General features: G+C 72.7%; 24 protein-coding genes. 8 read left to right on the forward strand and 16 right to left on the reverse strand.

Going from position 1 to position 24,488, the window contains the following annotated elements:
* Positions 1-48: 48 nt before the first annotated feature.
* Positions 49-1,677, reverse strand: a complete 1,629-nt coding sequence (locus tag ACIQ5Y_RS22100; protein WP_403882895.1) for a multicopper oxidase family protein — start codon at positions 1,675-1,677, stop codon at positions 49-51.
* Positions 1,678-1,865: 188 nt separating this feature from the next.
* Positions 1,866-2,276, reverse strand: coding sequence for a hypothetical protein (locus ACIQ5Y_RS22105; RefSeq protein WP_403882898.1), 411 nt, complete (start codon positions 2,274-2,276; stop codon positions 1,866-1,868).
* A 190-nt stretch (positions 2,277-2,466) separates the two neighbouring features.
* Here ACIQ5Y_RS22105 and ACIQ5Y_RS22110 point away from each other — a divergent pair, with 190 nt between their 5' ends.
* Together ACIQ5Y_RS22110 and ACIQ5Y_RS22115 are read left to right on the forward strand one after the other, a co-directional pair.
* Positions 2,467-3,120 carry a DUF998 domain-containing protein gene (locus ACIQ5Y_RS22110; protein WP_403883091.1) on the forward strand — a complete coding sequence of 218 codons (654 nt, stop codon included), beginning with the start codon at positions 2,467-2,469 and terminating at the stop codon, positions 3,118-3,120.
* Positions 3,117-4,154: an alpha/beta fold hydrolase gene (locus tag ACIQ5Y_RS22115; RefSeq protein ID WP_403882901.1), complete on the forward strand. Its 1,038-nt coding sequence runs from the start codon at positions 3,117-3,119 to the stop codon at positions 4,152-4,154. The genes ACIQ5Y_RS22110 and ACIQ5Y_RS22115 overlap by 4 nt, the downstream gene beginning before the upstream one ends.
* Here ACIQ5Y_RS22115 and ACIQ5Y_RS22120 read toward each other — a convergent pair.
* The 4 genes from ACIQ5Y_RS22120 to ACIQ5Y_RS22135 form a co-directional block, all read right to left on the reverse strand.
* The gene (locus tag ACIQ5Y_RS22120; protein WP_403882903.1) at positions 4,139-4,558 is read right to left on the reverse strand and encodes a CBS domain-containing protein; all 420 of its coding nucleotides are present in this window, start codon (positions 4,556-4,558) and stop codon (positions 4,139-4,141) included. The two genes, ACIQ5Y_RS22115 and ACIQ5Y_RS22120, sit on opposite strands and share 16 nt — an antisense overlap.
* A 159-nt stretch (positions 4,559-4,717) precedes the next feature.
* The gene (locus tag ACIQ5Y_RS22125) at positions 4,718-5,338 is read right to left on the reverse strand and encodes a DUF305 domain-containing protein (protein ID WP_403883094.1); all 621 of its coding nucleotides are present in this window, start codon (positions 5,336-5,338) and stop codon (positions 4,718-4,720) included.
* Positions 5,339-5,445: 107 nt separating this feature from the next.
* Positions 5,446-6,138: a DUF3105 domain-containing protein gene (locus ACIQ5Y_RS22130; protein WP_403882906.1), complete on the reverse strand. Its 693-nt coding sequence runs from the start codon at positions 6,136-6,138 to the stop codon at positions 5,446-5,448.
* A gap of 54 nt (positions 6,139-6,192) precedes the next feature.
* Positions 6,193-6,519, reverse strand: coding sequence for a hypothetical protein (locus tag ACIQ5Y_RS22135; protein WP_403882909.1), 327 nt, complete (start codon positions 6,517-6,519; stop codon positions 6,193-6,195).
* 289 nt (positions 6,520-6,808) lie between these two features.
* On the opposite strand from ACIQ5Y_RS22135, the gene ACIQ5Y_RS22140 reads away from it, so the two are divergent.
* On the forward strand, positions 6,809-8,170 hold the full coding sequence (locus tag ACIQ5Y_RS22140) for a glutamine synthetase family protein (RefSeq protein WP_356869213.1): 1,362 nt from the start codon (positions 6,809-6,811) through the stop codon (positions 8,168-8,170).
* Positions 8,171-8,270: 100 nt separating this feature from the next.
* Entirely contained in the window at positions 8,271-8,945 is a 675-nt protein-coding gene (locus ACIQ5Y_RS22145) for a hypothetical protein (protein WP_403882912.1), read from the forward strand.
* 7 nt (positions 8,946-8,952) lie between these two features.
* Here the strand turns inward: ACIQ5Y_RS22145 and ACIQ5Y_RS22150 are convergent, their stop codons facing one another.
* Positions 8,953-11,007 carry a PIG-L family deacetylase gene (locus ACIQ5Y_RS22150; RefSeq protein ID WP_403882915.1) on the reverse strand — a complete coding sequence of 685 codons (2,055 nt, stop codon included), beginning with the start codon at positions 11,005-11,007 and terminating at the stop codon, positions 8,953-8,955.
* 284 nt (positions 11,008-11,291) lie between these two features.
* Positions 11,292-13,730 carry a PIG-L family deacetylase gene (locus ACIQ5Y_RS22155; RefSeq protein WP_403882918.1) on the reverse strand — a complete coding sequence of 813 codons (2,439 nt, stop codon included), beginning with the start codon at positions 13,728-13,730 and terminating at the stop codon, positions 11,292-11,294.
* A 184-nt stretch (positions 13,731-13,914) separates the two neighbouring features.
* On the opposite strand from ACIQ5Y_RS22155, the gene ACIQ5Y_RS22160 reads away from it, so the two are divergent.
* Positions 13,915-16,929, forward strand: coding sequence for a bifunctional [glutamine synthetase] adenylyltransferase/[glutamine synthetase]-adenylyl-L-tyrosine phosphorylase (locus ACIQ5Y_RS22160; RefSeq protein ID WP_403882921.1), 3,015 nt, complete (start codon positions 13,915-13,917; stop codon positions 16,927-16,929).
* Positions 16,930-17,005: 76 nt separating this feature from the next.
* Here the strand turns inward: ACIQ5Y_RS22160 and ACIQ5Y_RS22165 are convergent, their stop codons facing one another.
* Entirely contained in the window at positions 17,006-17,920 is a 915-nt protein-coding gene (locus tag ACIQ5Y_RS22165; RefSeq protein ID WP_403882924.1) for a hypothetical protein, read from the reverse strand.
* A complete protein-coding gene (locus tag ACIQ5Y_RS22170; RefSeq protein ID WP_403882927.1) occupies positions 17,917-18,477 on the reverse strand; it encodes a SigE family RNA polymerase sigma factor in 561 nt (186 codons plus the stop codon). Before ACIQ5Y_RS22170 ends, ACIQ5Y_RS22165 begins: the two co-directional genes overlap by 4 nt.
* A gap of 156 nt (positions 18,478-18,633) precedes the next feature.
* Here ACIQ5Y_RS22170 and ACIQ5Y_RS22175 point away from each other — a divergent pair, with 156 nt between their 5' ends.
* Positions 18,634-19,464 carry a hypothetical protein gene (locus ACIQ5Y_RS22175; protein ID WP_403882930.1) on the forward strand — a complete coding sequence of 277 codons (831 nt, stop codon included), beginning with the start codon at positions 18,634-18,636 and terminating at the stop codon, positions 19,462-19,464.
* 7 nt (positions 19,465-19,471) lie between these two features.
* Here the strand turns inward: ACIQ5Y_RS22175 and ACIQ5Y_RS22180 are convergent, their stop codons facing one another.
* Entirely contained in the window at positions 19,472-20,068 is a 597-nt protein-coding gene (locus tag ACIQ5Y_RS22180; RefSeq protein WP_403882933.1) for a dihydrofolate reductase family protein, read from the reverse strand.
* 239 nt (positions 20,069-20,307) lie between these two features.
* On the opposite strand from ACIQ5Y_RS22180, the gene ACIQ5Y_RS22185 reads away from it, so the two are divergent.
* Positions 20,308-21,045: a MarR family transcriptional regulator gene (locus tag ACIQ5Y_RS22185; RefSeq protein WP_403882936.1), complete on the forward strand. Its 738-nt coding sequence runs from the start codon at positions 20,308-20,310 to the stop codon at positions 21,043-21,045.
* A 27-nt stretch (positions 21,046-21,072) separates the two neighbouring features.
* Here the strand turns inward: ACIQ5Y_RS22185 and ACIQ5Y_RS22190 are convergent, their stop codons facing one another.
* The 3 genes from ACIQ5Y_RS22190 to ACIQ5Y_RS22200 all read right to left on the reverse strand — a co-directional run bounded on the left by ACIQ5Y_RS22190 (position 21,073) and on the right by ACIQ5Y_RS22200 (position 22,567).
* Positions 21,073-21,282, reverse strand: a complete 210-nt coding sequence (locus tag ACIQ5Y_RS22190) for a DUF4287 domain-containing protein (RefSeq protein ID WP_403882939.1) — start codon at positions 21,280-21,282, stop codon at positions 21,073-21,075.
* Positions 21,283-21,317: 35 nt separating this feature from the next.
* Positions 21,318-22,016, reverse strand: coding sequence for a DUF998 domain-containing protein (locus ACIQ5Y_RS22195; protein WP_403882942.1), 699 nt, complete (start codon positions 22,014-22,016; stop codon positions 21,318-21,320).
* Between the two features lie 194 nt (positions 22,017-22,210).
* Positions 22,211-22,567: a hypothetical protein gene (locus tag ACIQ5Y_RS22200; protein ID WP_403882945.1), complete on the reverse strand. Its 357-nt coding sequence runs from the start codon at positions 22,565-22,567 to the stop codon at positions 22,211-22,213.
* Positions 22,568-22,680: 113 nt separating this feature from the next.
* Between ACIQ5Y_RS22200 and ACIQ5Y_RS22205 the strand changes: the two genes are divergently transcribed.
* Positions 22,681-23,559, forward strand: coding sequence for a LysR family transcriptional regulator (locus ACIQ5Y_RS22205; protein ID WP_403882948.1), 879 nt, complete (start codon positions 22,681-22,683; stop codon positions 23,557-23,559).
* Between the two features lie 66 nt (positions 23,560-23,625).
* Here the strand turns inward: ACIQ5Y_RS22205 and ACIQ5Y_RS22210 are convergent, their stop codons facing one another.
* Together ACIQ5Y_RS22210 and ACIQ5Y_RS22215 are read right to left on the reverse strand one after the other, a co-directional pair.
* Entirely contained in the window at positions 23,626-23,832 is a 207-nt protein-coding gene (locus ACIQ5Y_RS22210; RefSeq protein ID WP_403882950.1) for a hypothetical protein, read from the reverse strand.
* 65 nt (positions 23,833-23,897) lie between these two features.
* Positions 23,898-24,464: a 1,4-alpha-glucan branching protein gene (locus tag ACIQ5Y_RS22215; protein ID WP_403882953.1), complete on the reverse strand. Its 567-nt coding sequence runs from the start codon at positions 24,462-24,464 to the stop codon at positions 23,898-23,900.
* Between the last annotated feature and the right edge of the window lie 24 nt (positions 24,465-24,488).

Genomic DNA, 24,488 nt, shown 5'->3' on the forward strand with positions numbered 1-24,488 from the left:
TGCCACGGCCCCGGTGGCACCCCGCCGGCATTTCCCGGCGGGCGGAACTCAGCGCTCGTAGCCGAGGACCGTCATCATCCCGGACTCCGAGTGGTACACGTTGTGGCAGTGCAGCATCCACAGCCCGGGATTGTCGGCGTCGAAGTCCACCGTCAGCCTTCCGCCCGACAGGATGATCGCGGTGTCCTTGCGGGCGCCCGTCCCGCCGCCCAGGGCGTACGTGTGCCCGTGCAGGTGCACCGGGTGCCACATCGCCGTCTGGTTCCTGAACTCCAGCCGCACCCGTTCTCCCGCCTTCACCGGATGCCGCTGGTCGGGGGTGAACGGGGCTCCGTCGAAGGCCCAGTTGAAGCGGGTCATCGAGCCGGTCAGCCGGAGCGAGAGCGTACGGTCCGGGGTGCGCGCGGGCAGTGCCGCCGACGCGGCGGCCTTGAGCCGGTCCGCCATCAGCGGAGCGGTGGCCAGCTCGGCCGGCCTCGTCGCGGCGGTCGGCGCCGGCCCCGACCCGGTGCGCAGCACGGCGAGCGCCGACGCCGACTGTCCCTTGCCCTCGGCCAGCGCGGTGAGCGGGAACACCCCGTCCTGCGCGGTGACGAGTACGTCGTACCGCTCGCCCATGCCCAGCAGCAGGCAGCCGGTCTTCGCGGGCTCCACCGGGTAGCCGTCGGTGTGGGTGACCGTCAGTTCGTGGCCGCCGAGGGCGATCCGGAAGGGGGTGTCCCCGCCCGCGTTGACGATGCGCAGCCGGATCCGGTCCCCGGGCCGGGCGGTGAACACGGACGGGTCGTCCGCGGCCCTGCCGTTGATCAGGTAGTACGGGTACTCGACGTTGCCGACGTCCTTGCCGAGTACGTCGCTCTCCCCGAGCAGGCGGACGCGCGAGGGGCCGGCGCCGCCGGACGGCGAGGCGGCGGGTGATGCGGCGGGCGAGGCCGCGGGCGTCGTGCCGTGGCCCGAGTGGCCGCCCGCGGACTGGCCGTTCGCGCCGCGCAGTCGGGCGAGCACGGCGTCCGGGGTGGAGCCGTCCACCCCGTCGAGCCAGTCGTCCAGGACCACCACCCACTCCTTGTCGTAGGAGAGGGGCTCCTTCGGGTCCTCGACGATCAGCGGCGCGTACAGGCCGCGGTCCTGCTGGACCCCGGTGTGCGGGTGGAACAGGTACGTCCCCGGGGTCGGTACGGCGAACTTGTAGGTGAAGGAGCCGCCCGGGGCGATGTCCCGCTGGGTCACGCCGGGGACCCCGTCCATGTCGTTGCGCATGGCCAGGCCGTGGCAGTGCAGGGAGGTGGCCTCGGGGAGGTTGTTGGCGAGGGTGAGGGAGAGCGTGCCGCCCGCGGTGGCCCGTACCTCCCGGCCCGGTACCTCGCCGTCGTACGCCCAGGAGCGGAAGACGTGCCCGCCGCCGAGGTCCACGGAGCCGGCGGTGGCGGTGATCCTGACCTCGGTGAGCGGGCCGGTGGCCTTGCGGGCGGCCTCGGCGGCCTGCACCTCGGGCCCGGCCGGGTCGACGTAGTCGGCGGGGGCGGCCGCCCCGGCGGCGGCGCGGTTCGCGCCGTCGGTCCCGGCGCCGCGGTCCGTGGCGGTGCGGGCGCAGGCGGAGAGCAGCCCGGAGCCGGCGAGGGCGGCGGCGGAGGCGGAGGCGCCGAGAACGGCGCGACGGGAGGGGAGAGAGCGCACGGAAGTACCTCGTGGGTGTCGTGTGGGGGAGGGGCGAGCACGTCGGCCGCCGCCCGGGCCTGCCGGCCTGCGGGCCCGCGGGCGGGCGGGCGCAGGTATGCGAGGGCATGCCGGGGCGACGGCGCGGGTCCGGTCCTGAACGTGCGGGACGGACGGGTGGGCGGACGGCCGGTCGGGGGTGCGCGGGGTCAGCGGGGCTCGCGGGGGGACGGCGGGTCGGGTCCTCCGCCGGACCGGACCGGCACGCGGGCCGCGCCCCCGAGCGGCGCGGTATCGCGGGAGCCGGCCGGTCCGGCGCCGAGGGACAACACGACGGGTCCGGTGAGCACGGCGGGGCAGTCGGACTCGGGCTCGGTCCGGGCGCCGTCGGGCTCACCGTCCGTGGGCGGACCGGGCGGACCGGGCGGACCGGGCGGACCGGGCGGACCGGGCGGGCCGGGTGGGCCCGCCGAGGCAACGGAGTGGGCGGCGGGTGCGTCCTCCGAGGCGTGGGACTCAGTCGGATGGCCCAGGGCGTTCATGGTCACGATGCCCAGCAGGAGCGCGGCGAGCAGCAGCGGCCGGGGCCACGTGGCGGCTCGCTGGGCTCTGCTCGTCATGCCGGGAACCCTACCCCGGGTGGGTATCCGATCCCCGGATCAAACCCCGGATCTGCATAGGATTAGTCACACTATGTCCACCAATGGCCCCCCTCTGCGTCCCCGGCCCGGCCCCACCCCGGGCCCCACGCCGGACCCCCCGCCCCGCACGGCCCGGCGGACCTGGCCGTCGGCCTCACTGGTGGCGGTGCTGGTCGGGCTCGGCGCCGCCGCCTACACCGCGTGGGTCCTCGAGGTCGTCCTCTCCACCGGCCTCAACCCCATCGAGACGTACGTGAGCGAGCTCGCCGCGCAGGACCAGCCGCTCGGCGGTCTCTTCCGGGCCACCGACTTCTGCGCCGGCCTGCTCGCCTTCGCCGGCGGGCTGCTGGCGCTCCTGCGGTTGCTGCGCGGCATCGAGTCCCGCCGCCCCTGGGCCGTCGCCGGCTGGGCCGGAGTCACCCTCTTCGGCGCGGCCACCGCCGCCGACGCCTGGCTGCCGCTGAGCTGCACGCCCACCGCGGACCCGGTGTGCGCGGCCCGGGAGACCGCAGGGCTCGTCCCCGCCACCCATCAGGCCCACGCCGTCAGCAGCAGCCTCGCCATGACCGGCGCCCTCGTCGGGATCGTGGCCCTCACCGTCGCCGCCCGGCGCTACGGGCGGCTCGCGCCGCTGGCCCGCTACGGTCCGGCGCTCGTCGTCCTGGAACTCCTCGCCACCGCGTGGACCCTGACGGCCATCACCCTGTTCACGGCCGGGCACGGCACCTGGGCCCTGGGCGCCGGGCAGCGGCTCCAGGTGCTGTTCGTGGCGCTCTGGCTGGGCCTGCTCGCCCGCTCCGTCCACCGGGAGCGCCGCACGTGACCGGCACTCCGAGCACCCCGGGCACTCCGAGCACTCCGCGCTCTCCGGGACGTTTCGTGCGGGTGGACGGGGTCCCGCTGCACGTGGTGGTCGAGGGGCGGGGGCCGGTGTGCGTGCTCAGCGCCGGGCTGGCCATGGCCTGGTTCGACTGGGACGCGGTCGCCGCGCTGCTCGTCGCCGCGGGCCGCACCGTCGTCCGCTTCGACCGCCCCGGCCACGGCCTCAGCGCCCCGGCCGCCGAGCCGCCGACCGCCGTGGGCGAGGCCCGCCGCATCGCGGGCCTCCTGGACGCCCTCGGCCTGGGCCCCGGCTCCGGCCCCGGCTCCGGCTCCGGCTCCGGCTCCGGCCCCGGCTCCGGCCCCGGCTCCGGCTCCGGCTCCGGCCCCGGCTCCGGCCCTGGCCCCGTCACCGTCGTAGGGCATTCCATCGCCGGGTTCCACGCCGAGGCCTTCGCCCGGCTGTACCCCGAGCGGACCGCCGCCCTGGTGCTGGTCGACTCCAGCGTCGAGGAGGCTCCGCGCGCCCTGCTACCCGCGGCGCTGCGTACCCGCGCCGCCCGGGCCCTCGGCCGGGTCGTGACCGCCGCCGGGGTGCCCGCCGCGCTCGGCCCCGCCGCCCGGCGGGCCGTCGTACGGGCGTCGCGGACCGGCGGGGCCGATCCGGCCGCGCGTGACCTCGTACGGCGCTGCTACCGCACCGGCCGCGTCTGGCAGGGGGCGCTGCTGGAGAACTCCCGCTACATCGACGTCGCCGCCGAACTGCCGGGCCTGCGCGACGCCCATCCGCTGGCCGCGCTCGCGACCGTCCTCATGGGTCACGACGGCTCCGGGAGCCGTGGCGCCCTGCGCTGGCTCGACCGTCAGGCGGAGCTCGCCGACCTCCTCGGCGCCCGCTTCGAGGTCGCCGGGCCCGCCGGGCACCTGGTCATGCTGGACCGCCCGGACCAGGTGGCCCGGGCGGTCCTCAGGGGTGGAGCCCCGGCGCGGCGGCCGGGGCTCCGAACGGTCGCCCGCGGGGATCAGCCGCGGGCGTAGACCGCCTCCGCCCAGCCGGCTATCTGCTCGTCCGAGAGGTGCTTGGCCAGGTCGGCCTCGCTGATCATGCCGACCAGCCTCTTGTTCCTGATCACGGGGAGCCGGCGGATCTGGTGGCTCTGCATCTCCTCCAGCACCTGGGAGACGTCCGCGTTCGCGTCGATCCAGCGCGGTGTGCCCTGGGCCATCTCACCTGCGGTGACCTTCGCGGGATCGTGTCCCTTGGCCACGCAGCCGACCACGATGTCGCGGTCGGTCAGGATGCCGCAGAGCCGTTCCGTCTTGTCGCTGATGGGCAGCGCGCCCACGTTGAGGCGGGCCATCAGCTGAGCGGCCCGGTCCAGGGTCTCGGTGGCGGGGATCCACTGGGCCCCGGCGTGCATGATCTCTCCGGCGGTCGTCATCGCGTAAACCTCCAAAGCGCCGTGTGCGGCAGGGGCGCGGGTGCCCCGCCGCGGCGTCCCCATCGTCATTCGGCCATTCGGCCCACGCGACCCGACAGGGGGGAGCACACGCCCGTACGGGTGACGGGACACCTCCCACCACCGTACGAGCGTGCCCCGTCACCCGCGCGGCGCGGACCCGCGCTTCGCCAGCATGTCCGCCATCAGGGTGAGCTCCGCCTGCTGCGCGTCGACCATGCCCTGGGCCAGCTCGCGCTCGGCGGGGGTGGTGCACAGCTTCGCGCAGCCCCGGGCCATCGCGACGCCGCCCTTGTGGTGGTCGGTCATCAGCTGGAGGTAGAGCACCTCGGCGTCCCGGCCCTGGGCGGTGCCCAGCCGCGCGAGCTCCTCCTTGGTGGCCATCCCGGGCATGAGCGCCCCGCCGGGCTGCACGGCCCCGTGCCCGGAGTGCCCGCCGTGACCGCTGTGCCCGTCACCGCCGTCACCGCCGTCACCCATCCAGGACATGGCGGGCTCGTCGGCGAGCACCTTCGGCAGCCCCCACAGGTCCAGCCAGCCGAGGAGCATGCCCCGCTGGTTGGCCTGGGTGTTGGCGATGTCGTACGCGAGGGTGCGCACCGGCTCGTCCTGGGTGCGGTCGCGGACGATGAAGGACATCTCCACCGCCTGCTGGTGATGCACCGCCATGTCCCGGGCGAAGCCCGCGTCGGGCGAGCGCAGCGCGGGTACGGCGGAGGCCCGCGCGGCGGGGCGGTCGTCGCCGTTCGCGGCGGCGGCCATCGTGGCCACGGCCGCGAACAGCAGCGCCAGCAGCACGGCCGTGCCCGAAACCCAGTACGTACGGGGAATCCGGGCGGAGCGGGCCGTGGTACCGGTGTCCGTACCGGTCACTTGGTCAGGCCGTTCGTGCAGGCGGCGCCCGGCTCGGGGGTCTGCTCGCCCTGCACGTACTTGGTGAAGAACTGCGCCACCCGGGGGTCGTCCGCGTTCTCCACGGTCAGCTGCCTGCCCCACGCGCTGAGCATGATCGCCCCGGCCTGCTCCTTGACCGGGCTCATCAGCGAGTACGGGGTCTTCTCCACCCGGGTGCCGAGCTTGTCGAGGTCGGCCTGGGCGGCCTTGTCGTTGTACGTGACCCAGACGGCGCCGTGCTCCATGGAGTGCACCGCGTTCACCTCGGGGACGGCGGCCTTGTAGACGTCGCCGTTGCAGTTCATCCAGCGGGGGTGGTGGTCGCCGCCGACCGGCGGGTTCGTCTCGTACTTCACCGGGGTCTCGACGTGGTTGCGGCCCAGCTTCTTCGCGTCCCAGACCTGCTCGCCCTCGACGGGCTGCTTGCGGATCTCCTGCTGCTCCTTGAGCAGCTTCTCCAAGGCCTGCTGCTTGCGCTTCTCGGTCTGCTTCTGGTCGATCAGCACCCAGGCGCCGAAGCCGACGAGTCCGGCGACGATGACGGTGGAGACGGTGATCGCGATGGCCTTCATGCGCCGCTCGCGCGCCTGGTCGGCCCGGCGCATCTCGGCTATTCGAGCCTGGCGGGAGTTCGGGTCGGTGTTGTTGTTGGTGGTTCTGCTGGCCATGTGCCCTGGTTCCTTTGACTGAGGGGGGTGGGTGAGCGCGAAAAACCGGACCCGTCAGGTCCGCAGCACCTGGAGCACATGCAGGTCGGGGGCGCGCGCGAGCGGCTCGGGCGGCCGCGTCCACCCCGCCCCGACGCCCCGGACGGGGGTCTGCGGCTCGCCGCCGGCCGGCACCGCGGCGGGCGGCGGCGCGGGCAGCACGCCCGCCACCGCGTGCGCGAGGGGGGAGCAGCCGGGCAGGTCGTACGGGGACACGCAGACGGCGTGCGTCCGCGCCTCGGCCACACGATCGGCCCCACCGGGCCGCGAGCAGAGGAAGAGGCCCCCCACCAGCACGGCGACCACCACACCGACCAGCACCGCGACCAGCGCCCCGGACACGGCCCGGAACGTGGCCGAAGGCCCCGCCGGCTGCGCCGAAGGCCCCGCCGGAAGCACGGCACGCCGAGGGGAGGGACGTCCCAGACGCCCCCGCTGCGTGTACTGCCGGCCCCCCATGGGCGCAGATGGTAATGCTCATGACCGGCCAGAGGTCAGTGCGGGGGTGTCACGACCTTTCGGGGGTGCGTAATGTGGCGGAAACCACCGCCGGCGATACTGGGCCGGCCCGACTGTGGCCCGCTCCTCGGGGAGGTGGTGCACAGGCCGTCTGAACTGCGAGGATGAAGGCATGGACAAGCAGCAGGAATTCGTCCTCCGGACGCTTGAGGAGCGCGACATCCGCTTCGTGCGCCTGTGGTTCACCGACGTACTGGGCTTCCTGAAGTCCGTCGCGGTCGCCCCCGCCGAGCTGGAGCAGGCCTTCGACGAGGGCATCGGTTTCGACGGCTCCGCCATCGAGGGCTTCGCGCGGGTCTACGAGTCCGACATGATCGCCAAGCCGGACCCGAGCACCTTCCAGATACTGCCGTGGCGCGCCGAGGCCCCCGGGACCGCCCGGATGTTCTGCGACATCCTGATGCCGGACGGCTCCCCGTCCTTCGCGGACCCGCGTTTCGTCCTCAAGCGCATCCTGGCCAAGACCTCCGACCTGGGCTTCACCTTCTACACCCACCCGGAGATCGAGTTCTTCCTGCTGAAGGACAAGCCCCTGGACGGCACCCGCCCGGTGCCGGCCGACAACTCCGGCTACTTCGACCACACTCCGCAGAACGTCGGCATGGACTTCCGCCGCCAGGCCATCACGATGCTCGAATCCATGGGCATCTCGGTGGAGTTCAGCCACCACGAGGGCGCCCCCGGCCAGCAGGAGATCGACCTCCGCTACGCCGACGCGCTCTCGACGGCCGACAACATCATGACCTTCCGCCTGGTCATGAAGCAGGTCGCCCTCGAACAGGGCGTCCAGGCCACCTTCATGCCGAAGCCGTTCTCGGAGTACCCCGGCTCGGGCATGCACACCCACCTGTCCCTCTTCGAGGGCGACCGCAACGCCTTCTACGAGTCGGGCGCCGAGTACCAGCTCTCGAAGGTCGGCCGCTCCTTCATCGCGGGCCTCCTCCGCCACGCGGCGGAGACGGCGGCGGTCACCAACCAGTGGGTCAACTCCTACAAGCGGATCTGGGGCGGCTCCTCGCGCACCGCCGGCTCCGGCGGCGAGGCCCCGTCGTACATCTGCTGGGGCCACAACAACCGTTCCGCCCTGATCCGCGTCCCGATGTACAAGCCGGGCAAGACGGGCTCCTCGCGCGTCGAGGTCCGCTCGATCGACTCGGGCGCCAACCCGTACCTCACGTACGCCGTCCTCCTCGCGGCGGGCCTCAAGGGCATCGAGGAGGGCTACGAACTCCCGGCGGGCGCCGACGACGACGTCTGGGCCCTCTCCGACGCCGAACGCCGCGCGATGGGCATCGAACCCCTCCCGCAGAACCTCGGCGAGGCCATCGCCCTGATGGAGCGCAGCGAACTGGTCGCCGAAACCCTCGGCGAGCACGTCTTCGACTTCTTCCTGCGCAACAAGAAGCAGGAGTGGGAGGAGTACCGCTCGGAGGTCACGGCCTTCGAACTCCGCAAGAACCTGCCGGTGCTGTAGCCCGGGCCGGACCGCAGGGCCGGTGGTCGACGACCACCGGCCCTGCGGCGTGTCTTCCGTAGGGGCTGCGACCATTGACGGTATGGATTCCCCCGCGCCCGTGAGCACGCTCCGACTGGAGTTCGTCCTGCCGCATCCGAACGCGATCGAGCAGTGGGCCGAGGTGCGGGCGTTGATCGACGGGCGGAACCTGGTGGAGGAGATCCACCCCGAGGGCACGTGGAGCTGCTCGCGCCGGAATTGGTTCGGGCCCGCAGAGAAGTGGCCGTTGGCGGCCGCGGAGGAAGCGCGGCGGGTCGAGCTGTCCAACAACGACTGTGTCACCGACTGCTGCGGGGGCGTCTTCGTCACCATCCGGCGCGCGGGCGACCGCGTGGTGTGGACGGGCTGGGAGAACACGGACGACAACCGGGTCCCGGTCCCCGCCGACGTCTGGTTCGACGCGACCCAGTACGACGCCGAGTTGGTACGTGCCGTGGCCGATGTGAGCTGGGAGCGGCCGGTGGACACTCTTGCCCGGCTGCTGACCGAGGAGCTCGCGAAGAGCGGGTGCCTTGAGCGCTGGGGCTGCGTTGTGCTGGGCATCGCGCCGGGGCGCGGTGGGCCCGCGCGGGTGGAGGTGCATTTCCGCCGGGTCCGGGACGCGGAGTCCCACTGGGATGCCTACATCCACGACGTGCCCGTGACCGGGCACGGAACCGTCCGTGAGCAGCTCCGGTGGTTCATGGACCTGCTCACGGACAGGCACCCCTGTGAGACGGCCCGTCGGCTGTGACGCGGTCTCAGCGGACCGCGCGGTGCCAGGTGGGGGTCGTCTGGGTTCTGGGGGTGGTGGTGATGTGGAGGTTCGCGTCCAGGCCCAGGACCGCCGTCGTCGTGCCGGAGAGTTCCAGGACCGCGCCCGGGGCGCCCGCGTAGAGCATCGCGGACTCCGTCCACGCCGGGGGGCCGCCGAGGCCCGTCGTGCTGATCGTGCCGGTGTCCGCGCGGCCCGAGACGAGGCGGCCCGCCACGCTGACCGCGCCGTAGCCGGCCCGGCCGCCGGCCTCCGCGACGCTGGAGACCTGGGGTTTGCCGGGGGTGGCCGTGACCAGGGCCGTGCGTACGACGCCCGAGTCCGGGCGGCGGAAGTACAAGCGGACGCCCGTGCCGTCCGGGGCCGCCGTCAGCGGGACCGTCGTGGCGGGCAGGCCCGTCTCGAACGGGCCGACCAGGGGGGCGGCCGGGGTGGGCTGGGTCCAGGCCAGGACCGAGTTCGTGGTGGTGGCGTACACGTGGCGCCGCCCGGTGGAGTCGACCGCCGTCACCGGGTCGCTCTGCAGGTCCTCGCCGCCCAGCCGGTGCCACTCGGAGAAGCCCCCGTCCGGCCGCTGGGTCGCGGCGCGCAGGGTGCGGCGGGAGTCGCGGAGGTAGACCGTGACGCGGCCGTTCGCGTCGACGGTGGCCGAGGGGGAGCTGATCGAGGAGGTGCCCTCCTCGTCGGCCCGCTCGGGGGTGCCGAGCGACTGCCACGGCTCGAACGGGCCGTCGGGCGCGGACTGGACGGCGTACACGACCTCGCGCCGGTATTCGGCGGGCGCGGGGCCCAGTGTGGTGCGGGTGGCCAGGACCGCGACGCGCCCGTCGGGGAAGCGGACGGTGGTGGCGCCCGGGTCGATGCCCGTGCCGGGGAGGAGTGCGGGGCCCGTCCAGGCGCCGGCCGGGGTCCGGGTCCAGTACGCGGTCTGACCGTCGAGCGTGGCGAACGCCCAGAGCCGGCCGGGCGTGCCCTCCGTCACCCAGGAGGTCAGGTCGCCACGGCTGTAGCGCAGCGACTGCGCCCAGTTCTTGCCGGTCGGATTGCCCGCGACCTTGCGGTCGCCGCAGCCGGAGGGGCTGCCGCAGTAGTTCTCGCCGTCCTGCCAGGCGTAGGTCTTCAGGAAGCCGGTCTTCACGTCGGCGGTCTGCGGGTCCAGCGCGTGCGGGAGGGTGCCGTTGTGGTAGCCGAGGTAGTTCTGCACGGAGAAGTGCGGACGGTCCGGGACCCGTTCGGCGTAGGCGGCCGCGGCGGCCTGTACGAAGCGGGCGCCGTACATGTGGTCCTGGTGGTCGGTGTACCTGCCGGCGTCCCCGTACCGTCCGGGCGTCGGGTCCTGCATCCGTATCGTCGTCGGCCGGTACCGCTCCAGGACCCCGGCTATCGCCTGTATCAGCTGGTCCTTGGTGTACGTGAACTGCTGCTTGACCGGGGTGCCGGAGGTCAGCTGGGACGCGAGCGCCGGTATCCGCCCGTTCCACAGGCCGCGCAGGCTGTCCGGGTTGTCCCCGCCGGTGCTGCGGGCCTCGCGCATCTGCAGCCACACCAGGTTGACCTGCGGCTTCGCTATGAGGACGTCGAGTTCGGCCTGTCCGCCGCCGGCCGTGGTGATGACCGTACGGCGCCACGCGCTGGTGCGGTCCCCGGTGGCCATCTGCGCGTAGGCGGAGCGTATGCCGTTCTGCCGGGCCTCCGCGTAGTGGGCGCGGTCGGCGGGCTGGTCCGGGTCCTTGGCGGCGCCGCCGTTGGCCCGGTTGACTCCGTCGGCCTCGCCGGAGGTCAGGTAGGCGGTGGTGACCGGGGTGCCGGAGAGCAGGGAGCGGACGAGGTCGGGGTTCATGAAGAACAGGTCGTCGTCGGGGTGGGCGACGACCTGCACGACCGATCCGGCGGTCACGCTCGCGGGTACCGCGGCGGCAGGACCCTTGTCCGGGGTGGCCTCGGCCGGCGTCTGCTGGGCTGCGGCCACGGCGAACACGCCGGTGGTGCCCGCGGTGAGCACCGTGAGCAGGGCCGCGAAACGGCGACGGGTGAGTGGCATCGGGTCACGCCTTGGGGGGTCAGGTCCGGGCGGGAAAAACCGCTGATCAGTCAGAGAGAGGTCAAATCGGCGGACTTGGTTCACCGAATTCGTCGATGACTGCCACTTTCCGAAAACGACCGGACGTGATTGTCCCCTGTGGAGGTTTTGGTGCCCATATGTGACCGAGATGTGGGCATCGTTGCTCGGACCCGTGGGCCAACGGGGATCCCGATGTGCGGTGTTGAGGGGGGAGTTCGTGACGTATGTCTCTCGCTGGGGCGTATCCCCCTCATGACCGGGTTCTACGGAGCCGTGTTGCGTGGGCCCACCGGCTGCCACGGCGCCAGCCGTGCGTCCGGGGCGTCCGCCGAGGAGGTCACGTACAGTCGCGCGTCGAGCCCCACCACGGCCAGGCTGACCATGTTCCGGCCGGTCATCGTCGAGGACGGCGCGCCCACGAACATCAGCGGCGACCGCTCCCACGGCCGGCCCTGTCCGACGTCCGAGCCCAGTTGCCCGCCCGCCGAGCGGCCCGCCAGTACGTGCCCGCTCGCCGTCACCGCGCCGAAGCCCTGGAGGCCTCCGAGGTCGGTGAGGTGGTTCACCTTCAGCCCGTCGTCCCCGGTGACGAGCGCGGTGCGGACGTTGCCCGATCCGGGCTTGCGGAACCACAGCCGCACCCCGCCCTCACGGCCCGCCGCGGTCAGCGGCAGCGTGGTGTCGGGCAGGCCGGTGGCCGTGGGTTGGCCCAGTGGGGCGCCCGGCTTGGGCTGCGCCCAGCCCAGCACCGTCTTGGAGGTGGTGGAGAACACCATGCGCCGCCCGGCGCCGTCGGTCGCGGTGGCCGGGGTGCCGTGCAGGTCGGCGCCGCCGTGCTTTTCCCACGGGCCCCAGCTGCCGTCCGGGCGCTGCACCGTGCCGCGCAGGGTGCCCGCGCCGTCGCGGACGTACGCGGCCGGCTGCCCGGTGCCGTCGAGCGAGACCGCCGGGGCACTGATGTCGGAGGTCCACGTCTCGTCGGCGGTCTCGGGCGTACCCAGCGACTGCCACTCCCCGAACTCCTCCGAGCCCGGCGCCCGCTGGACGGCGTACACGACCTCGCGCTTGTAGTCGGCGGGCTTCGCGCCGAAGGAGGTACGGGTGCCGAAGGCGGCTATCCGGCCGCCCGGGAGGGTGAGGGTGGACATGCCCGGGTCCATGCCGGTGCCGGGCAGCAGGGTGGGGCCGGTCCAGGGGCCGACGAGGCCGGCGCGGTGCCAGACGGCGACCTGCCCGTCGAGCACCTTGAAGGCCCACAGCCCGTGGTCCTTGTCGGAGGTCAGCCAGGAGGTGCTGTTGCCCCGGGCGTAGTTGACGGTGTCCGTCCACCGGTTGCCCGCCGGGTGGTCGGCGACCTTGAGGTCGCCGCAGCCGGCGGCGCTGCCGCAGTGGTTCTGCCTGTCGAGCCAGGCGTACGTGTCGAGGATGTCCAGCTTCTCCTTCGCCTCGCCCGGGTCCAGGGCGCTGGGGAGGGAGCCGTTGAAGTAGCCGATGTAGTTCTGCAGCGCGAAGTGCGGGCGGTCCTTCACGTCCTTCGCGTACGCGGCGGTGGCCAGTTGCACGAAGCGGGCGCCGTAGAAGTGGTCCTGGTGGTCGGTGTACCGCTTGGTGTCGGGGAAGCGGCCGGGGGTGGGGTCCTGGGAGCGGATGGTCGTCGGCTTGTACTGCTCCAGTACGCCGACGAGGGTCTGGACGACCTGCTCCTTCGTGTACGTGAACCGCTGCTTGACGGGGGTGCCGGAAGCGAGCATCGACTCCAGGCGGGGGACCTTGCCGTCCCACAGGCCGTGGAGGCTGTCGGCGACGGGCTCGTACCCGTTGCCCGCCTCGCGCATCTGCAGCCAGACGAGGTTGACCTGCGGTTTGGCGACGAGGACGTCGACCTCGGCGTGGCCGCCGCCCTTGGTCGGGACGACGGTGCGCTTCCAGGCACTGGTGCGGTCGCCGGTGGCCATCTGGGCGTAGGCGGCGCGGATGCCGTTCTGGCGGGCCTCGGCGTAGGCGGGCTTGTCGGGGCGGGTGCTCTTCTCCTTGGCGGCGCCGGCGTTTATGCCGTCGGCTTCGCCGGAGGTGAGGTAGACCGAGGTCACGGGGTGGCCGGCGGTTATGGAGTAACGCAGGTCCGGGTTCATGAAGTAGAGGTCGTCGTCGGGGTGCGCGACGATCTGGAGCACCCGTCCGGGATCGGGCGCGTCGGCGGCCGCGGCGGGGGCGACGGCCCTGCCGTCGGACGGGGTGGGGTGGCCGAGCCGGTCGAGGGCGTCGTTGCCGCGGAGCACGAGCATGCTGCCGGCGAGGGTGGCGGCGACGAACGCGACGACTTTGACGAGGGCGGCCCGGTGGTGCCGGTCCCGCTCCGCGGTGGGTCCGGGGGTGCGCCCGCCGCGGCCGCGGCGCCGGCCCCCGGGGACGTGCCCGGCCCTGCTGCCTGTCGCCCGCCCGCCACCGCGGACTTCGGCGTGCGCCCGGTCCCTGTCGTACGGGAGCTCGTCCTGGCCCCGGCGGGCTCGGAGGGGGGCCGGTTCGGTGGCGGTGGTGTCCCTGCGCTCGGCCCGACGCCCGCGCCCCCGGTCGGCCTCTGCTCCCGTGCGGCGGGACCGGGGGCGGGCCACGCGGCCGGGCGCGTCCTCCCGGGAGCGGGAACCGCCCGCCGCCCCGGTGTCGTATTCGGGGTGGGGGCCGGCAGCCAAACGCTCGTACACGGGGCTCCTTCTGGCCGGGCGGCGGGGAGCGGGCCCCAGGTGGAACTAAACATTCAGATAGTCAGATAAGTCGCCTCATGATACGTCGCTGATCATCCCGTGCCTCGAACGCCGCTCCGGCTAGGCTCGCTCCAGGCAGACGGCGCCAAGCGGCAGTGGCAGCGACGACCCAGGAGGCGGCGGGATGACAGTCCCGGGACGCAGGAGCAGCACCTTCATCCAGCTGCTCCGCAGCGGATTCACCGACCCGCAGACCGCCGCCCGGCTGCTGGAGAACGACGCCCTGGCATCCGTGCGCACCGATCCGGTGCTCCTCGACGCCCTGGGAGCGACCGCCGACCCCGACCTCGCGCTCCTCGGGCTCGTACGGCTCGCCGAGGCGCAGACCCCGGAAGAGCGGCCCCTCCTCCTCGACACCCTCGTCGCCGCCAAGCCGCTGCGCGACCGGCTCCTCGGCGTGCTCGGCGCCTCCGAGGCGCTCGGCGACCACCTCGCCCGCCACCCCCGCGACTGGCAGGCCCTGGTCACCTACGAGGCCGCCGACCTGCACCCCGGCCTCGCCGACTTCGAACGCGGGCTGGCCGACGCCCACGACCCCGTCGGCCTGCGCGTGGCCTACCGCCGCTGCCTGCTCTCCATCGCCGCCCGCGACGTCTGCGGCACCATCGACGTCGCCGAGACCGCCGCCGAGCTCGCCGACCTCGCCACCGCCACCCTCCGCGCGGCCCTGCGCATCGCGAGCGCCGCCGCCCCCGAGGACGCCGCCCGATGCCGCCTGGCCGTCATCGCGATGGGCAAGTGCGGCGGCAACGAGCTCAACTACGTCTCCGACGTGGATGTGATCTTCGTCGCGGACGCGGGGCCCACCACCGGCGCCGGCGGGGCCAACGCCGCCGCCGACGAGGGCAAGGCCCTCCAGGCCGCCACCCGCCTCGCCTCCCACCTCATGCGGATCTGCTCCGAGACCACCGTCGAGGGCACCATCTGGCCCGTCGACGCCAACCTCCGCCCCGAAGGCCGCAACGGCCCCCTCGTCCGCACCCTCTCCTCCCACCTGGCCTACTACCAGCGCTGGGCCAAGACCTGGGAGTTCCAGGCCCTCCTCAAAGCCCGCGCCGTCGCCGGCGACCCCGAACTCGGCGCCGAGTACATCGACGCCATAAGCCCCCTGGTCTGGCAGGCCGCCGAACGCGAGAACTTCGTCGCCGACGTCCAGAAGATGCGCCGCCGCGTCGTCGACAACATCCCCGCCGCCCACGTCGACCGCGAGCTCAAACTCGGCCCCGGCGGCCTGCGCGACGTCGAGTTCGCCGTCCAGCTCCTCCAACTCGTACACGGCCGCCACGACGCCACCCTGCACTCCGGCACCACCCTCGACGCCCTCCACGCCCTCGCCGCCGGCGGCTACGTCGGCCGCGCCGACGCCGCCCAACTGCACGACGCGTACCGCTTCCTGCGCGCCATGGAACACCGCATCCAGCTCTACCGGCTGCGCCGCACCCACCTCGTCCCCGAGGACGAGGCCGACCTGCGCCGCCTCGGCCGCTCGCTCGGCCTGCGCACCGAACCCGTCGCCGAACTCAACAAGGCCTGGCGCCGGCACGCCTCCGTGGTGCGCCGCCTGCACGAGAAGCTCTTCTACCGGCCGCTGCTCGACGCCGTCGCCCAGCTCACCCCCGGCGAAACCAGGCTCTCCCCGCTCGCCGCCGGCCAGCGCCTCGAAGCCCTCGGGTACGCGGATCCGGCCGCCGCCCTGCGCCACCTCGAAGCCCTCGCCTCCGGAGTCACCCGCAAGGCCGCCATCCAGCGCACCCTCCTGCCCGTCCTCCTCGGCTGGTTCGCCGACTCCGCCGACCCGGACGCCGGCCTGCTCGGCTTCCGCAAGGTCTCCGACGCCCTCGGCAAGACCCCCTGGTACCTGCGCCTCCTGCGCGACGAGGGCGCCGCCGCCGAGAACCTCGCCCGCGTCCTGTCCGCCGGACGCCTCGCCCCCGACCTGCTGATGCGCGCCCCCGAAGCCGTGGCCCTGCTGGGCGACCCCGAAGGTCTCCTCCCCCGTACCCGCGAGGCCCTGGAACAGGAGGTCATGGCCGCCGTGGGCCGCGCCGACAGCGCCGAGGCCGCCGTCACCGCCGTACGCGGGGTCCGCCGCCGCGAGCTCTTCCGGACCGCCGCCGCCGACATCGTCGGCTCGTACGGTACGGAGGAAAGCCCGGCCGAGGAGGACCACGGAGCCCTCGTCGACCGGGTCGGCGGAGCCGTCTCCGACCTCACCGCGGCCACCATCGCCGGCGCCCTGCGCGCCGCCGTCCAGGACCAGTGGGGAGACACCCTGCCCACCCGCTTCGCCGTCATCGGCGTCGGCCGCTTCGGCGGGCACGAACTGGGCTACGGCTCCGACGCCGACGTCCTGTTCGTCCACGAACCGCGCGAGGGCGTCGACGAACAGGAAGCGGCCAAGGCCGCCCAGACGGTCATCGCCGAAATGCGCCGCCTGCTCCAACTCCCCACCGCCGACCCGCCACTGCTCATCGACGCCGACCTGCGCCCCGAGGGCCGCTCCGGCCCCCTGGTCCGCACCCTCCCCTCCTACGCCGCCTACTACCGCCGCTGGTCCCTGACCTGGGAGAGCCAGGCCCTGCTCCGCGCCGAACCGGTGGCCGGCGACGCCGACCTGGGCGCCCGCTTCATCGACCTCATCGACCCGCTGCGCTACCCGATGGAGGGCCTCGGCGAGGACGCCGTACGCGAGATCCGCCGCCTCAAGGCCCGCATGGAATCCGAACGCCTGCCCCGCGGGGCCGACCCCACCCTCCACACCAAACTCGGCCGCGGCGGCCTCAGCGACGTCGAGTGGACCGTCCAGCTCATCCAGATGCGGCACGCCTGGTCCGAACCGGGCCTGCGCACCACCCGCACCCGCCAGGCCCTGGCCGCCGCCCACGCGGCCGGCCTGATCCCGACCGAGGAGGCCCAGATCCTCGACGAGGCCTGGGTCCTGGCCACCCGGGTCCGCAACGCGGTGATGCTGGTCCGCGGCCGAGCGGGGGACACCTTCCCCTCGGAAGCCCGCGAACTGTCGGCGGTGGGCCGCTACCTCGGTTACGCGGAGGGCACGGTGGGCGAAATGCTGGACGACTACCGCCGCATCACCCGCCGGGCCCGCGCGGTGGTGGACGAATTCTTCTACGGGGCGTAGTCGGGGGCGGGCCCCCGCCGCCGACCCCTGTGCGGCGGCGAGGGCCCGGGGCCGGGGCGAGCCCGGTCGGGGCCGGCTACGGGATGGGCTTGTCGTAGAACTTGTCCGCGTTGGAGTCGTAGATCTCCTTGCCCTGGGCGTCGTAGCCCTTGATCCGGGGGGCCTGGGTGACGCGCTGCTCCAGGAGCCCGGTCGCGGCGAACCAGCCGTGGTCCAGGGCGGCTTCCGACGTGGCGTTGCCGTAGGTGACGGTGACCCGGGTGACGCGGGGGTCGACGGTGCCGATGCTGCCCCAGCGGTAGGGGAGCTTCCAGGGGCCCTCCGTGCTCAGGCGCTGGAGGTAGAGCTTGCCGCCGTTGATGTCGGGGGAGACGGGCCGGTCCCCGGGGAGGTCGTCCTTGCCGACGGAGGTGTTCAGGCCGCTCGCCTGGTTGTTCTTGATGGTGCAGATGAGGCGGATGGGTACCGGGGTGTCCTTGACCGCGACGATGAAGCGGCCGTCCCCGGGGCTGTTGTCATTGCCGGTACTGCGGTGTGCCAGCAGGATCCGGTAGTCGGCGGCCTTGCCCAGGTCCTGCCGCTTCGGGGCCCCCTCCGGCGGGCCTTGGTGCTCCGCGTTCATGGCGAGGCACTGCTCCAGCCCGGTGGTCGCGACCTGGAGGGTGATGCCGTCGGCGAGTTGGCCGGGGGTGGCGGGAGCGGCCGGCCCGGTGGGCGGCGACGGAGACCGGGGCGGCGTGGCCGGCGTCGGGCCGCCGCCCGCCACGGAGACGCGGTCCGACGGATCGCCGCCCCCGAGGGCGATGGCAGTCGCCGGTACGAGGGCCAGGACGGCCAGCGCCGCGCCGGCGACGGTCATCCTGCGACGCCGCTGCTCCGCGCGGCCCTGACGGACGATCTCCGGATACGGCACGGCGCCGGGGCGCACGGCTGCCGCGTCGTGGGTCATCCGGTCTCGCAGGTTCAGTTCGAAGTCACCCTGGCCGTTCACAGGACCGCCCTCTCTTTTGTCGTGGTGTGCGTCGTGTGCGTTGTGGCCGTCGTGGTCGTCGCGAACTGGCCCAGTCCGGGACAGGCGCGCAGTTTGGCCAGCGCCTTGGAGGCCTGGCTCTTGACGGTGCCGGGGGAGCACCCCAGCACGTCGGCGGTCTCGGCCTCGGAGAGGTCCTCCCAGTACCGCATCACCACGACCGCCCGCTGCCGGGCGGGCAGCCCCGCCAGCGCGTCCATCAGTACGCTGCGCTCGTCCGCCCATGCCACGGCGTTGTCCCGCACCGACCTGTCCGGCACGCTGTCCGTCAGCCGTTCCGCCACCCGGCGCTTGCGGAACCTGTCGCTGTTGCAACTGACCAGCATCCGGCGCACGTACGCTTCCGGACTGTCCATGCGCGACACCCGCCGCCACGACCGGTACGCCTTGGCGAGCGCGGTCTGGGTCACGTCTTCCGCGTCGTGCGGATCGCCGGTCAGCAGGTACGCGGTACGCACCAGGTGAGTCCAGCGCGCGGCCACGAACGATTGGAAATGAGCTTCTTGCTCGGCGTGCATCGCCACCCCCTTCGCCCTCTTGACCACCTCCCGATCGGATTCGGTTGCCCGGCGGGGACGAGGAGACGCGGCTCTCGCGGAACGTCTGCGTCAGGCTGCGTGTAACGGGCACAATTCCTGCTGACCGCTGGACAGCCTCCGCACCACCCTCACCCCATGGAGCAGTTGGTGTCGTCGCAGGAAATCGAGATCACGATCACCGCGCAGCAGGCCGCCTTCGGCGTGATCCTCCAACACACCCTCCCAAGTGGCCCGGCCCGCCTCCGCATTCCGCCCTGCCGGGACGGCGACCTCGTCCGGGCCAGGGTCGGGACCGAGGAGGTGTTGCTGCGGATCCGAGTGGCAGGGGCGGCCGCGGCCCCGACGCAGCCGATACCGACGACGGCCGCCCCGAACGCGTTCGGGGCGCCGGCCGCGCCGCCGCCCGGGCAGGCGTCCAACTCCGGTGCCCGCGGGTGCCTGGTGGGGTTGGGAGTCGCCGCGGTCCTGCTCATCGCCTTCGCACTGCTGAACAACGGGGACGGCGACGGGGACGACGGGAAGACGGCCTCCGGCACCCGGACGCCCACGTATTCGTCCTCGTACTCGCCCTCGTACTCCTCCTCGCCCTCGGACTCGTACTCGCCCTCGTACTCGTACTCGCCTTCGTACGCGGCGAGTCCCGATCCGACCTACCCCACCTACTCCGCCGCCCCCGCCTCCCCGACATCCGCGGCCCCCAGCCCCTTCGACCGGGGAACCTGCCTCAACGGGGAGCTGCCGGACTCGACGACGGCCCAGCGCGTCAGCGGCGTGGAAGAGGTCTCCTGCTCGGCGTCCGACGCGCACTACCGGGTCATCGAGAGCATCCCGATGACCTCGGACCTGGACCGCTGCAACGACAACCCGAAGACGGAGTACGCCTTCTCCTACCGCTACACCCTGAACGGCAGCGTCATCAACCAGTACGTGTACTGCCTCGTCGGGATCGGCTCGTACGCCCGATGACCGGCGACTACGCCGCTTCCTTCGGGCGGTACGTGCACACGTGAACTCCGGTGCCGGTGACGACGGTCGACACGAGCTCGAACGTACGGAGCACCCCGTCGGCCGGGTGGATCGTCTTGCCGCCGCCGAGGAGCACCGGCATGATCATCAGCCGGAGTTCGTCGACCAGTCCCTCGGCCAGCAGGGTCCGGGTGAGGGACGCGCTGCCCATGACCACCAGGTCGCGGCCCTCGGACTCGCGGAGCTTCCTGATCTGGTCGAGGGCCTGGTCGCCGGGGATGAGCGTGGTGTTGTTCCACGTCAGCTCGTCCTCGCCGAGGGTGCCGGACACGACGTACTTGGCGACGCCGTTCATGTGGTCGGCGAACGGGTCGCCGGCCCGCTCCGGCCACGCCGCCGCCATGACCTGCCAGGTGCGGCGGCCGAACAGCAGGGCGTCGGTCTGCGCCGACCACTCGGTCAGGGCGCCGCCCATCACCTCCGGGTCGAAGAACGGGTGGGTCCAGCCACCGTGGGCGAATCCGCCGTCGCGGTCCTCGTCCGGGTGGCCGGGGGCCTGAACGACGCCGTCCAGGCTGATGAATTCACCGATCGCCACGCGCATGGGATGTCTCGCTTCCTGAAGATTTCTCCGTCGTTCGCGACACGAGAAAAGCTATGTTGCGTTCATCTTTTGGGCAATCAAGTCGGCGGCCAATGCTGGCCTCAGCGCAGGTAGATTGCGTGGGATTGTTGCAATGGGCTTGCCGGTGAATGCAAAACCAGAGCCCGGGGCTTTGCAATGAACCTGACCTGAACGCATGCTGTCAGCCGGATTCCAGAGCGTCGCAGGAGGTGCCCCCCGTGCCCGGAGGCAGGCTGACCCAGGAGGACCGGCGGCGGATCGCCGCCGGACTGGCGGACGACCTCTCGTACAACGAGATCGCCAAGCGGCTCGACCGGCCGGCGTCGACGGTCACCCGCGAGGTGATGCGCAACGGCGGCCCCAACGGCTACCAGGCCGACCGCGCGCAGCACGCGACCGCGCGGCGGGCCCGCCGGCGAAAGCAGATGGCGCCGTCCAAGCTGACGCGGGCCGCCGTCCCGCCCGATCCGTACGGGCGGGACCCGGAAACGCTGCGCGGGTTCGAGCAGCGGTTGACGGAACTGCTCGTCGACACCGGGCTCCCGCGGATGATGGCCGGCGTGCTCGGCTGCCTCTACACCACCGACACCGGCAGCCTCACCGCCGGTGAACTGGCCGAGCGGCTGCGCGTCAGCCCCGCGTCCGTCTCCAAGGCCGTCGGCTACCTCGCGGCACAGGGCCTGATCAGGCGCGAACGCGATGCCGGAGGACGGCGCGACCGGTACGTCATCGACGAGGACGTCTGGTTCCGGGCGATGGAGGCGAGTGCCCGCTTGAACTCCGCACTCGCCGATGCGGCCCGGGACGGAGCAGCTCTGCTCGGGGCGGGCACCCCGGCCGGCGCCAGGCTGGACTGCATGGGCCGGTTCCTCGGCCACGTAGGGGAGGACTTGGCGAAGTCGGCGGGACACTGGCGGCAGGCATTCACCGCACGGCGGTCAATGGACCCGGTGTGAGCCAGTGGACCGTCTTCGTCCGGTGCCCTACTTGGCGTTGTCCTCGGCCCGGGTGTGGGCGACCAGGGCGTTGGCGTGGCCGTGGCCCAGGCCGTGCTCGGACTTGAGCCAGTTGACGAGCTCCATGTGCTTGGTCAGGGGGGAGGAGCGGATGAGCTCCTTCCATTCCGAGATCGGACGGCCGTACTTCTTCTCGATGGCGGGGAAGTACGCGGCGCCCTGCAGTGAGTCCGACATGTCGTCCGTGCCTTTCGTTCGATTCGGAATGTGTGTCAGTGCTGCCGGCGGCGGGTCAGGCGTGCCGTCACCGCGGCCAGTCCTACGAGGCCGAGCGCCGCTCCCGCGGTGAAGCACAGTACGGAGGCGGCCGACCCGGCGAACCCGGCGAGGACGACCACCGGGAGCACGCGGCAGGCGATGGCCCAGCCCCGCCGCCGCTCGGCGGCGAAGCGGCGGGCCAGGACGAGGAAGGCGGCGCACAGCGCGAGGTAGCCGATCATGCCGCCGAACATGTGCACCGCACCGTGCGCGCTCAGGGCGGGCGTCGCGGAGTCCGGCGTACCGACCGGGAAGCCGGCTCCGGCGTCGGCCGGGAACGCCCCGCTGACCAGGAACGACGCGCCGAACACCCCGACCAGCCAGGGCGCCGCGCGATGGCCGGGGCCCTCGGTCAGTGTGTGCCGGATCCCGATGGCGCCGGCCATCAGCAGGGCGCCCGCGACGAAGAAGTTGGTGATCTGGATCCAGCCCGGGTCGCCGAGGCTCAGCTGGCTGATGGCGTTGCGGGTGAAGTCGAAGCCCTCGCGCGTCAGGCCCTGGCTGATCCCCACGGCCAGGAACAGCGGGCCGGCCACGACGGAGGCCTTCAGCAGCCCACGAGCGGAGGGGACGGACCCGGCGGACCCGGCGGACCCGGCAGACCTGGCGGACGTGGCGGACGTGGCGGCGGAGGGGCTGATCGTGTAGGTCATGGCATGCCTTCCTCGTTCGCCGCTCCCACCCGGGGGCCGGGCCGGCGGCGCTGGAGTCTCGTCGCATGTATGACCGGGAGTCCCCACCGAACTCATCGACCCCCGCGAGTGGCCTGCGTCACACCGCAGGGGAAGGCCCGTGCGCCCCGGAGACCGGAGGCCGGTCGCCGGGGCGCACAGGGGCGGTGCGTCCGTCAGGCTCCGTTGACCAGGGCGAACCGGTCCTGTACGGCCCCGATCAGCGCAGTGGTGGCCGCGGGCATCGTAGGTCCCGTGCCCGCGCCCGCGCCGATCAGGACCATGGAGGTGGTCAGCACTCCCCACTCTCCGCTCTCGGCCGGCGGCGGAATGGCCGCCGTGAGCACCATGTCGTCGATGACCGGCACCGGCGTGCTCGGACACAGTGCGACCAGGATGGGCCGGCGGCGCGGATCGGCCCGCTGGGACTCTCGTATCTCGTCCACGGGGAAGGATGGACCTTTCGGGTAGAACCGGCTGGAGGTGTCCACGTCCGCCACGGTCAACGACGCGTTGGTGGTGACGACGTTCACGCAGCCAGCGTCCCGTCTGGACAAGTTGATGATCAACAGCCGATCATGCAAGGCCGGTTAAGGCGGGAGTTAACGAACGAACGGGGGCGTGGGGGCGCGTGGAGCTGCGCGATATGGAGATCTTCCTGACGTTGTCGGAGGAGCTGCACTTCGGCAGGACCGCCGAGCGGTTGCATGTGTCGTCGGCGAGGGTCAGCCAGGCGATCAAGAAGCAGGAGCGTTCCATCGGGGCGGAGCTGTTCGAGCGGACCAGTCGCCAGGTGCGGCTCACGCCGGTCGGTCAGCAGCTGCGCGACGACCTGCGCCCCGTCTACCAGGGGCTGAAAGCGAGCGTGGAGCGGGCGCGGCTCAGTGCCCAGGGCAAGACGGACGTCCTGCGGATCGGCCTGATGGTGTCCAACACGTACGAGCTGCGGCCCTTCTGGGACGCCTTCCGGTCTCTGAACCCGCAGTGGGGGCTACGGCTGCGGTACCACGGCTTCATCGATCCGTTCGGTCCGCTGCGCCGCGGCGAGATAGACATGCTGCTCACGTGGCTTCCCGTCGAGGAACCGGATCTCAGCGTGGGCCCGGTGCTGTTCCAGGAGAGCCGGGTCGCGGCGGTGGCGTCCGACCACAGACTGGCGGACCGGGGCTCGGTTTCCGCGGAGGTGTTCGCCGACTTCGGGGTGATCGGCGGGGAGTCGCTGCTGCCCGATTACTTTCAGGACGCGCTCATGCCCTTCTACACGCCCAGCGGCCGCGCGATCGAACGGGCAGACTTCGCCGTCACGGATCTGGTCGGAATATTCGCGATCATTTCCTCGGGCGATGCCATCCACAACCTGGGTGCCCAGTGCACCCGCTTCCACGCCCGTCCCGACATCACCTATCTGCACCTCCATGACGCCCCGCTGCTGCGCTGGGGGCTGGTCTGGCGGTCGGCCAACGACAACCCGATGATCCGGTCCCTCGTACGCATCGCGCGTGAACTCGGCACGATGACCCTGTAGGGGTCCGCCCGCCGATCGCGACACCCGGACCCGAGTTCGTGCGGTACGCCGCTGCGGGCTGACGGCTCAGAGGCCGTTGCCGCGGGCGGCGGTGCCGCAGCTGCTCTCGGTGCCGCAACTTCCGCTGCTGTCGCAGGTGTTGCTGTCGGAGCTGCCCCAGCCGAGGTGGCGCTCGGCGGCGGCGCGGTCCCTTTCGGACGCGGCGACGAAGGCCGCGACCCCCGCGGCCACGCCGACGACGGTCAACGCGACGGTCTTCTTCCGCAGGGTCATGCCGACCTCCAGGGCGGGTTCGGGGTACCCAGCACCTTGCCCCGCCCCGGAGATCCCGACACGTTCTATTCCGTACGCAGTGCCGCGAAGACGGCCCGGGTCGGGTTGCCGGCGGAGTCCCGCCACGTGGCCGTGAGGTGGGTGGTGACCGGGGTCGCCGGGGCGTGCGGGTGCAGGACGCGGATGACGGCGAGGTCGGGGGCCTCCTCGCCCGGGACCACCAGGACCGTCGGGTCGGGGGCGTCGCTCGCGTTCTGGTCCTGGGCGACCGCCTCGCCCCGCAGCAGCGCGTGGAGCCGGCCCCGCAGGACCGGGTCCCGGGTGCCGTCGTAGATCCAGCGGGTGCCCAGCACCCCGTGCTCGGACGTGCCGACGAGAGCCGCCTCGCCGCCGGGCAGCGGGGCGCCGCGGTAGGTCAGGGGCACGTGGTAGGTCACCCCGTCCGCCGTGTCGGTGAGGACCATGAACTCGATGCCCACCTCGCCCTCCGGGTCGTCCAGCCGGAAGCCGCCCGCCTTCGCAAGCTCCGGGGCCCGGCCCGGCCGCCCCTCGTACCAGGGCTGCGCCGGGAGCCAGGACGAGACGAGCTCCAGCTTGCCGGGGTTCATGGTGGTGCGGTGGACGACAGCCATCGGACGAGCCTCCCTGAAGGACCG

The sequence above is a fragment of the Streptomyces sp. NPDC096339 genome, from assembly GCF_044762985.1.
Classification (GTDB): domain Bacteria; phylum Actinomycetota; class Actinomycetes; order Streptomycetales; family Streptomycetaceae; genus Streptomyces.

Coding starts and splice junctions, on each gene's coding strand:
- ACIQ5Y_RS22105 (WP_403882898.1), bottom strand. CDS start 2,276: ATGACGAGCAGAGCCCAGCGAGCCGCCACGTGGCCCCGGCCGCTGCTG.
- ACIQ5Y_RS22120 (WP_403882903.1), bottom strand. CDS start 4,558: ATGACGACCGCCGGAGAGATCATGCACGCCGGGGCCCAGTGGATCCCC.
- ACIQ5Y_RS22125 (WP_403883094.1), bottom strand. CDS start 5,338: ATGGCCGCCGCCGCGAACGGCGACGACCGCCCCGCCGCGCGGGCCTCC.
- ACIQ5Y_RS22130 (WP_403882906.1), bottom strand. CDS start 6,138: ATGGCCAGCAGAACCACCAACAACAACACCGACCCGAACTCCCGCCAG.
- ACIQ5Y_RS22140 (WP_356869213.1), top strand. CDS start 6,809: ATGGACAAGCAGCAGGAATTCGTCCTCCGGACGCTTGAGGAGCGCGAC.
- ACIQ5Y_RS22150 (WP_403882915.1), bottom strand. CDS start 11,007: ATGCCACTCACCCGTCGCCGTTTCGCGGCCCTGCTCACGGTGCTCACC.
- ACIQ5Y_RS22160 (WP_403882921.1), top strand. CDS start 13,915: ATGACAGTCCCGGGACGCAGGAGCAGCACCTTCATCCAGCTGCTCCGC.
- ACIQ5Y_RS22170 (WP_403882927.1), bottom strand. CDS start 18,477: ATGCACGCCGAGCAAGAAGCTCATTTCCAATCGTTCGTGGCCGCGCGC.
- ACIQ5Y_RS22175 (WP_403882930.1), top strand. CDS start 18,634: ATGGAGCAGTTGGTGTCGTCGCAGGAAATCGAGATCACGATCACCGCG.
- ACIQ5Y_RS22180 (WP_403882933.1), bottom strand. CDS start 20,068: ATGCGCGTGGCGATCGGTGAATTCATCAGCCTGGACGGCGTCGTTCAG.
- ACIQ5Y_RS22190 (WP_403882939.1), bottom strand. CDS start 21,282: ATGTCGGACTCACTGCAGGGCGCCGCGTACTTCCCCGCCATCGAGAAG.
- ACIQ5Y_RS22195 (WP_403882942.1), bottom strand. CDS start 22,016: ATGACCTACACGATCAGCCCCTCCGCCGCCACGTCCGCCACGTCCGCC.
- ACIQ5Y_RS22205 (WP_403882948.1), top strand. CDS start 22,681: ATGGAGATCTTCCTGACGTTGTCGGAGGAGCTGCACTTCGGCAGGACC.
- ACIQ5Y_RS22210 (WP_403882950.1), bottom strand. CDS start 23,832: ATGACCCTGCGGAAGAAGACCGTCGCGTTGACCGTCGTCGGCGTGGCC.
- ACIQ5Y_RS22215 (WP_403882953.1), bottom strand. CDS start 24,464: ATGGCTGTCGTCCACCGCACCACCATGAACCCCGGCAAGCTGGAGCTC.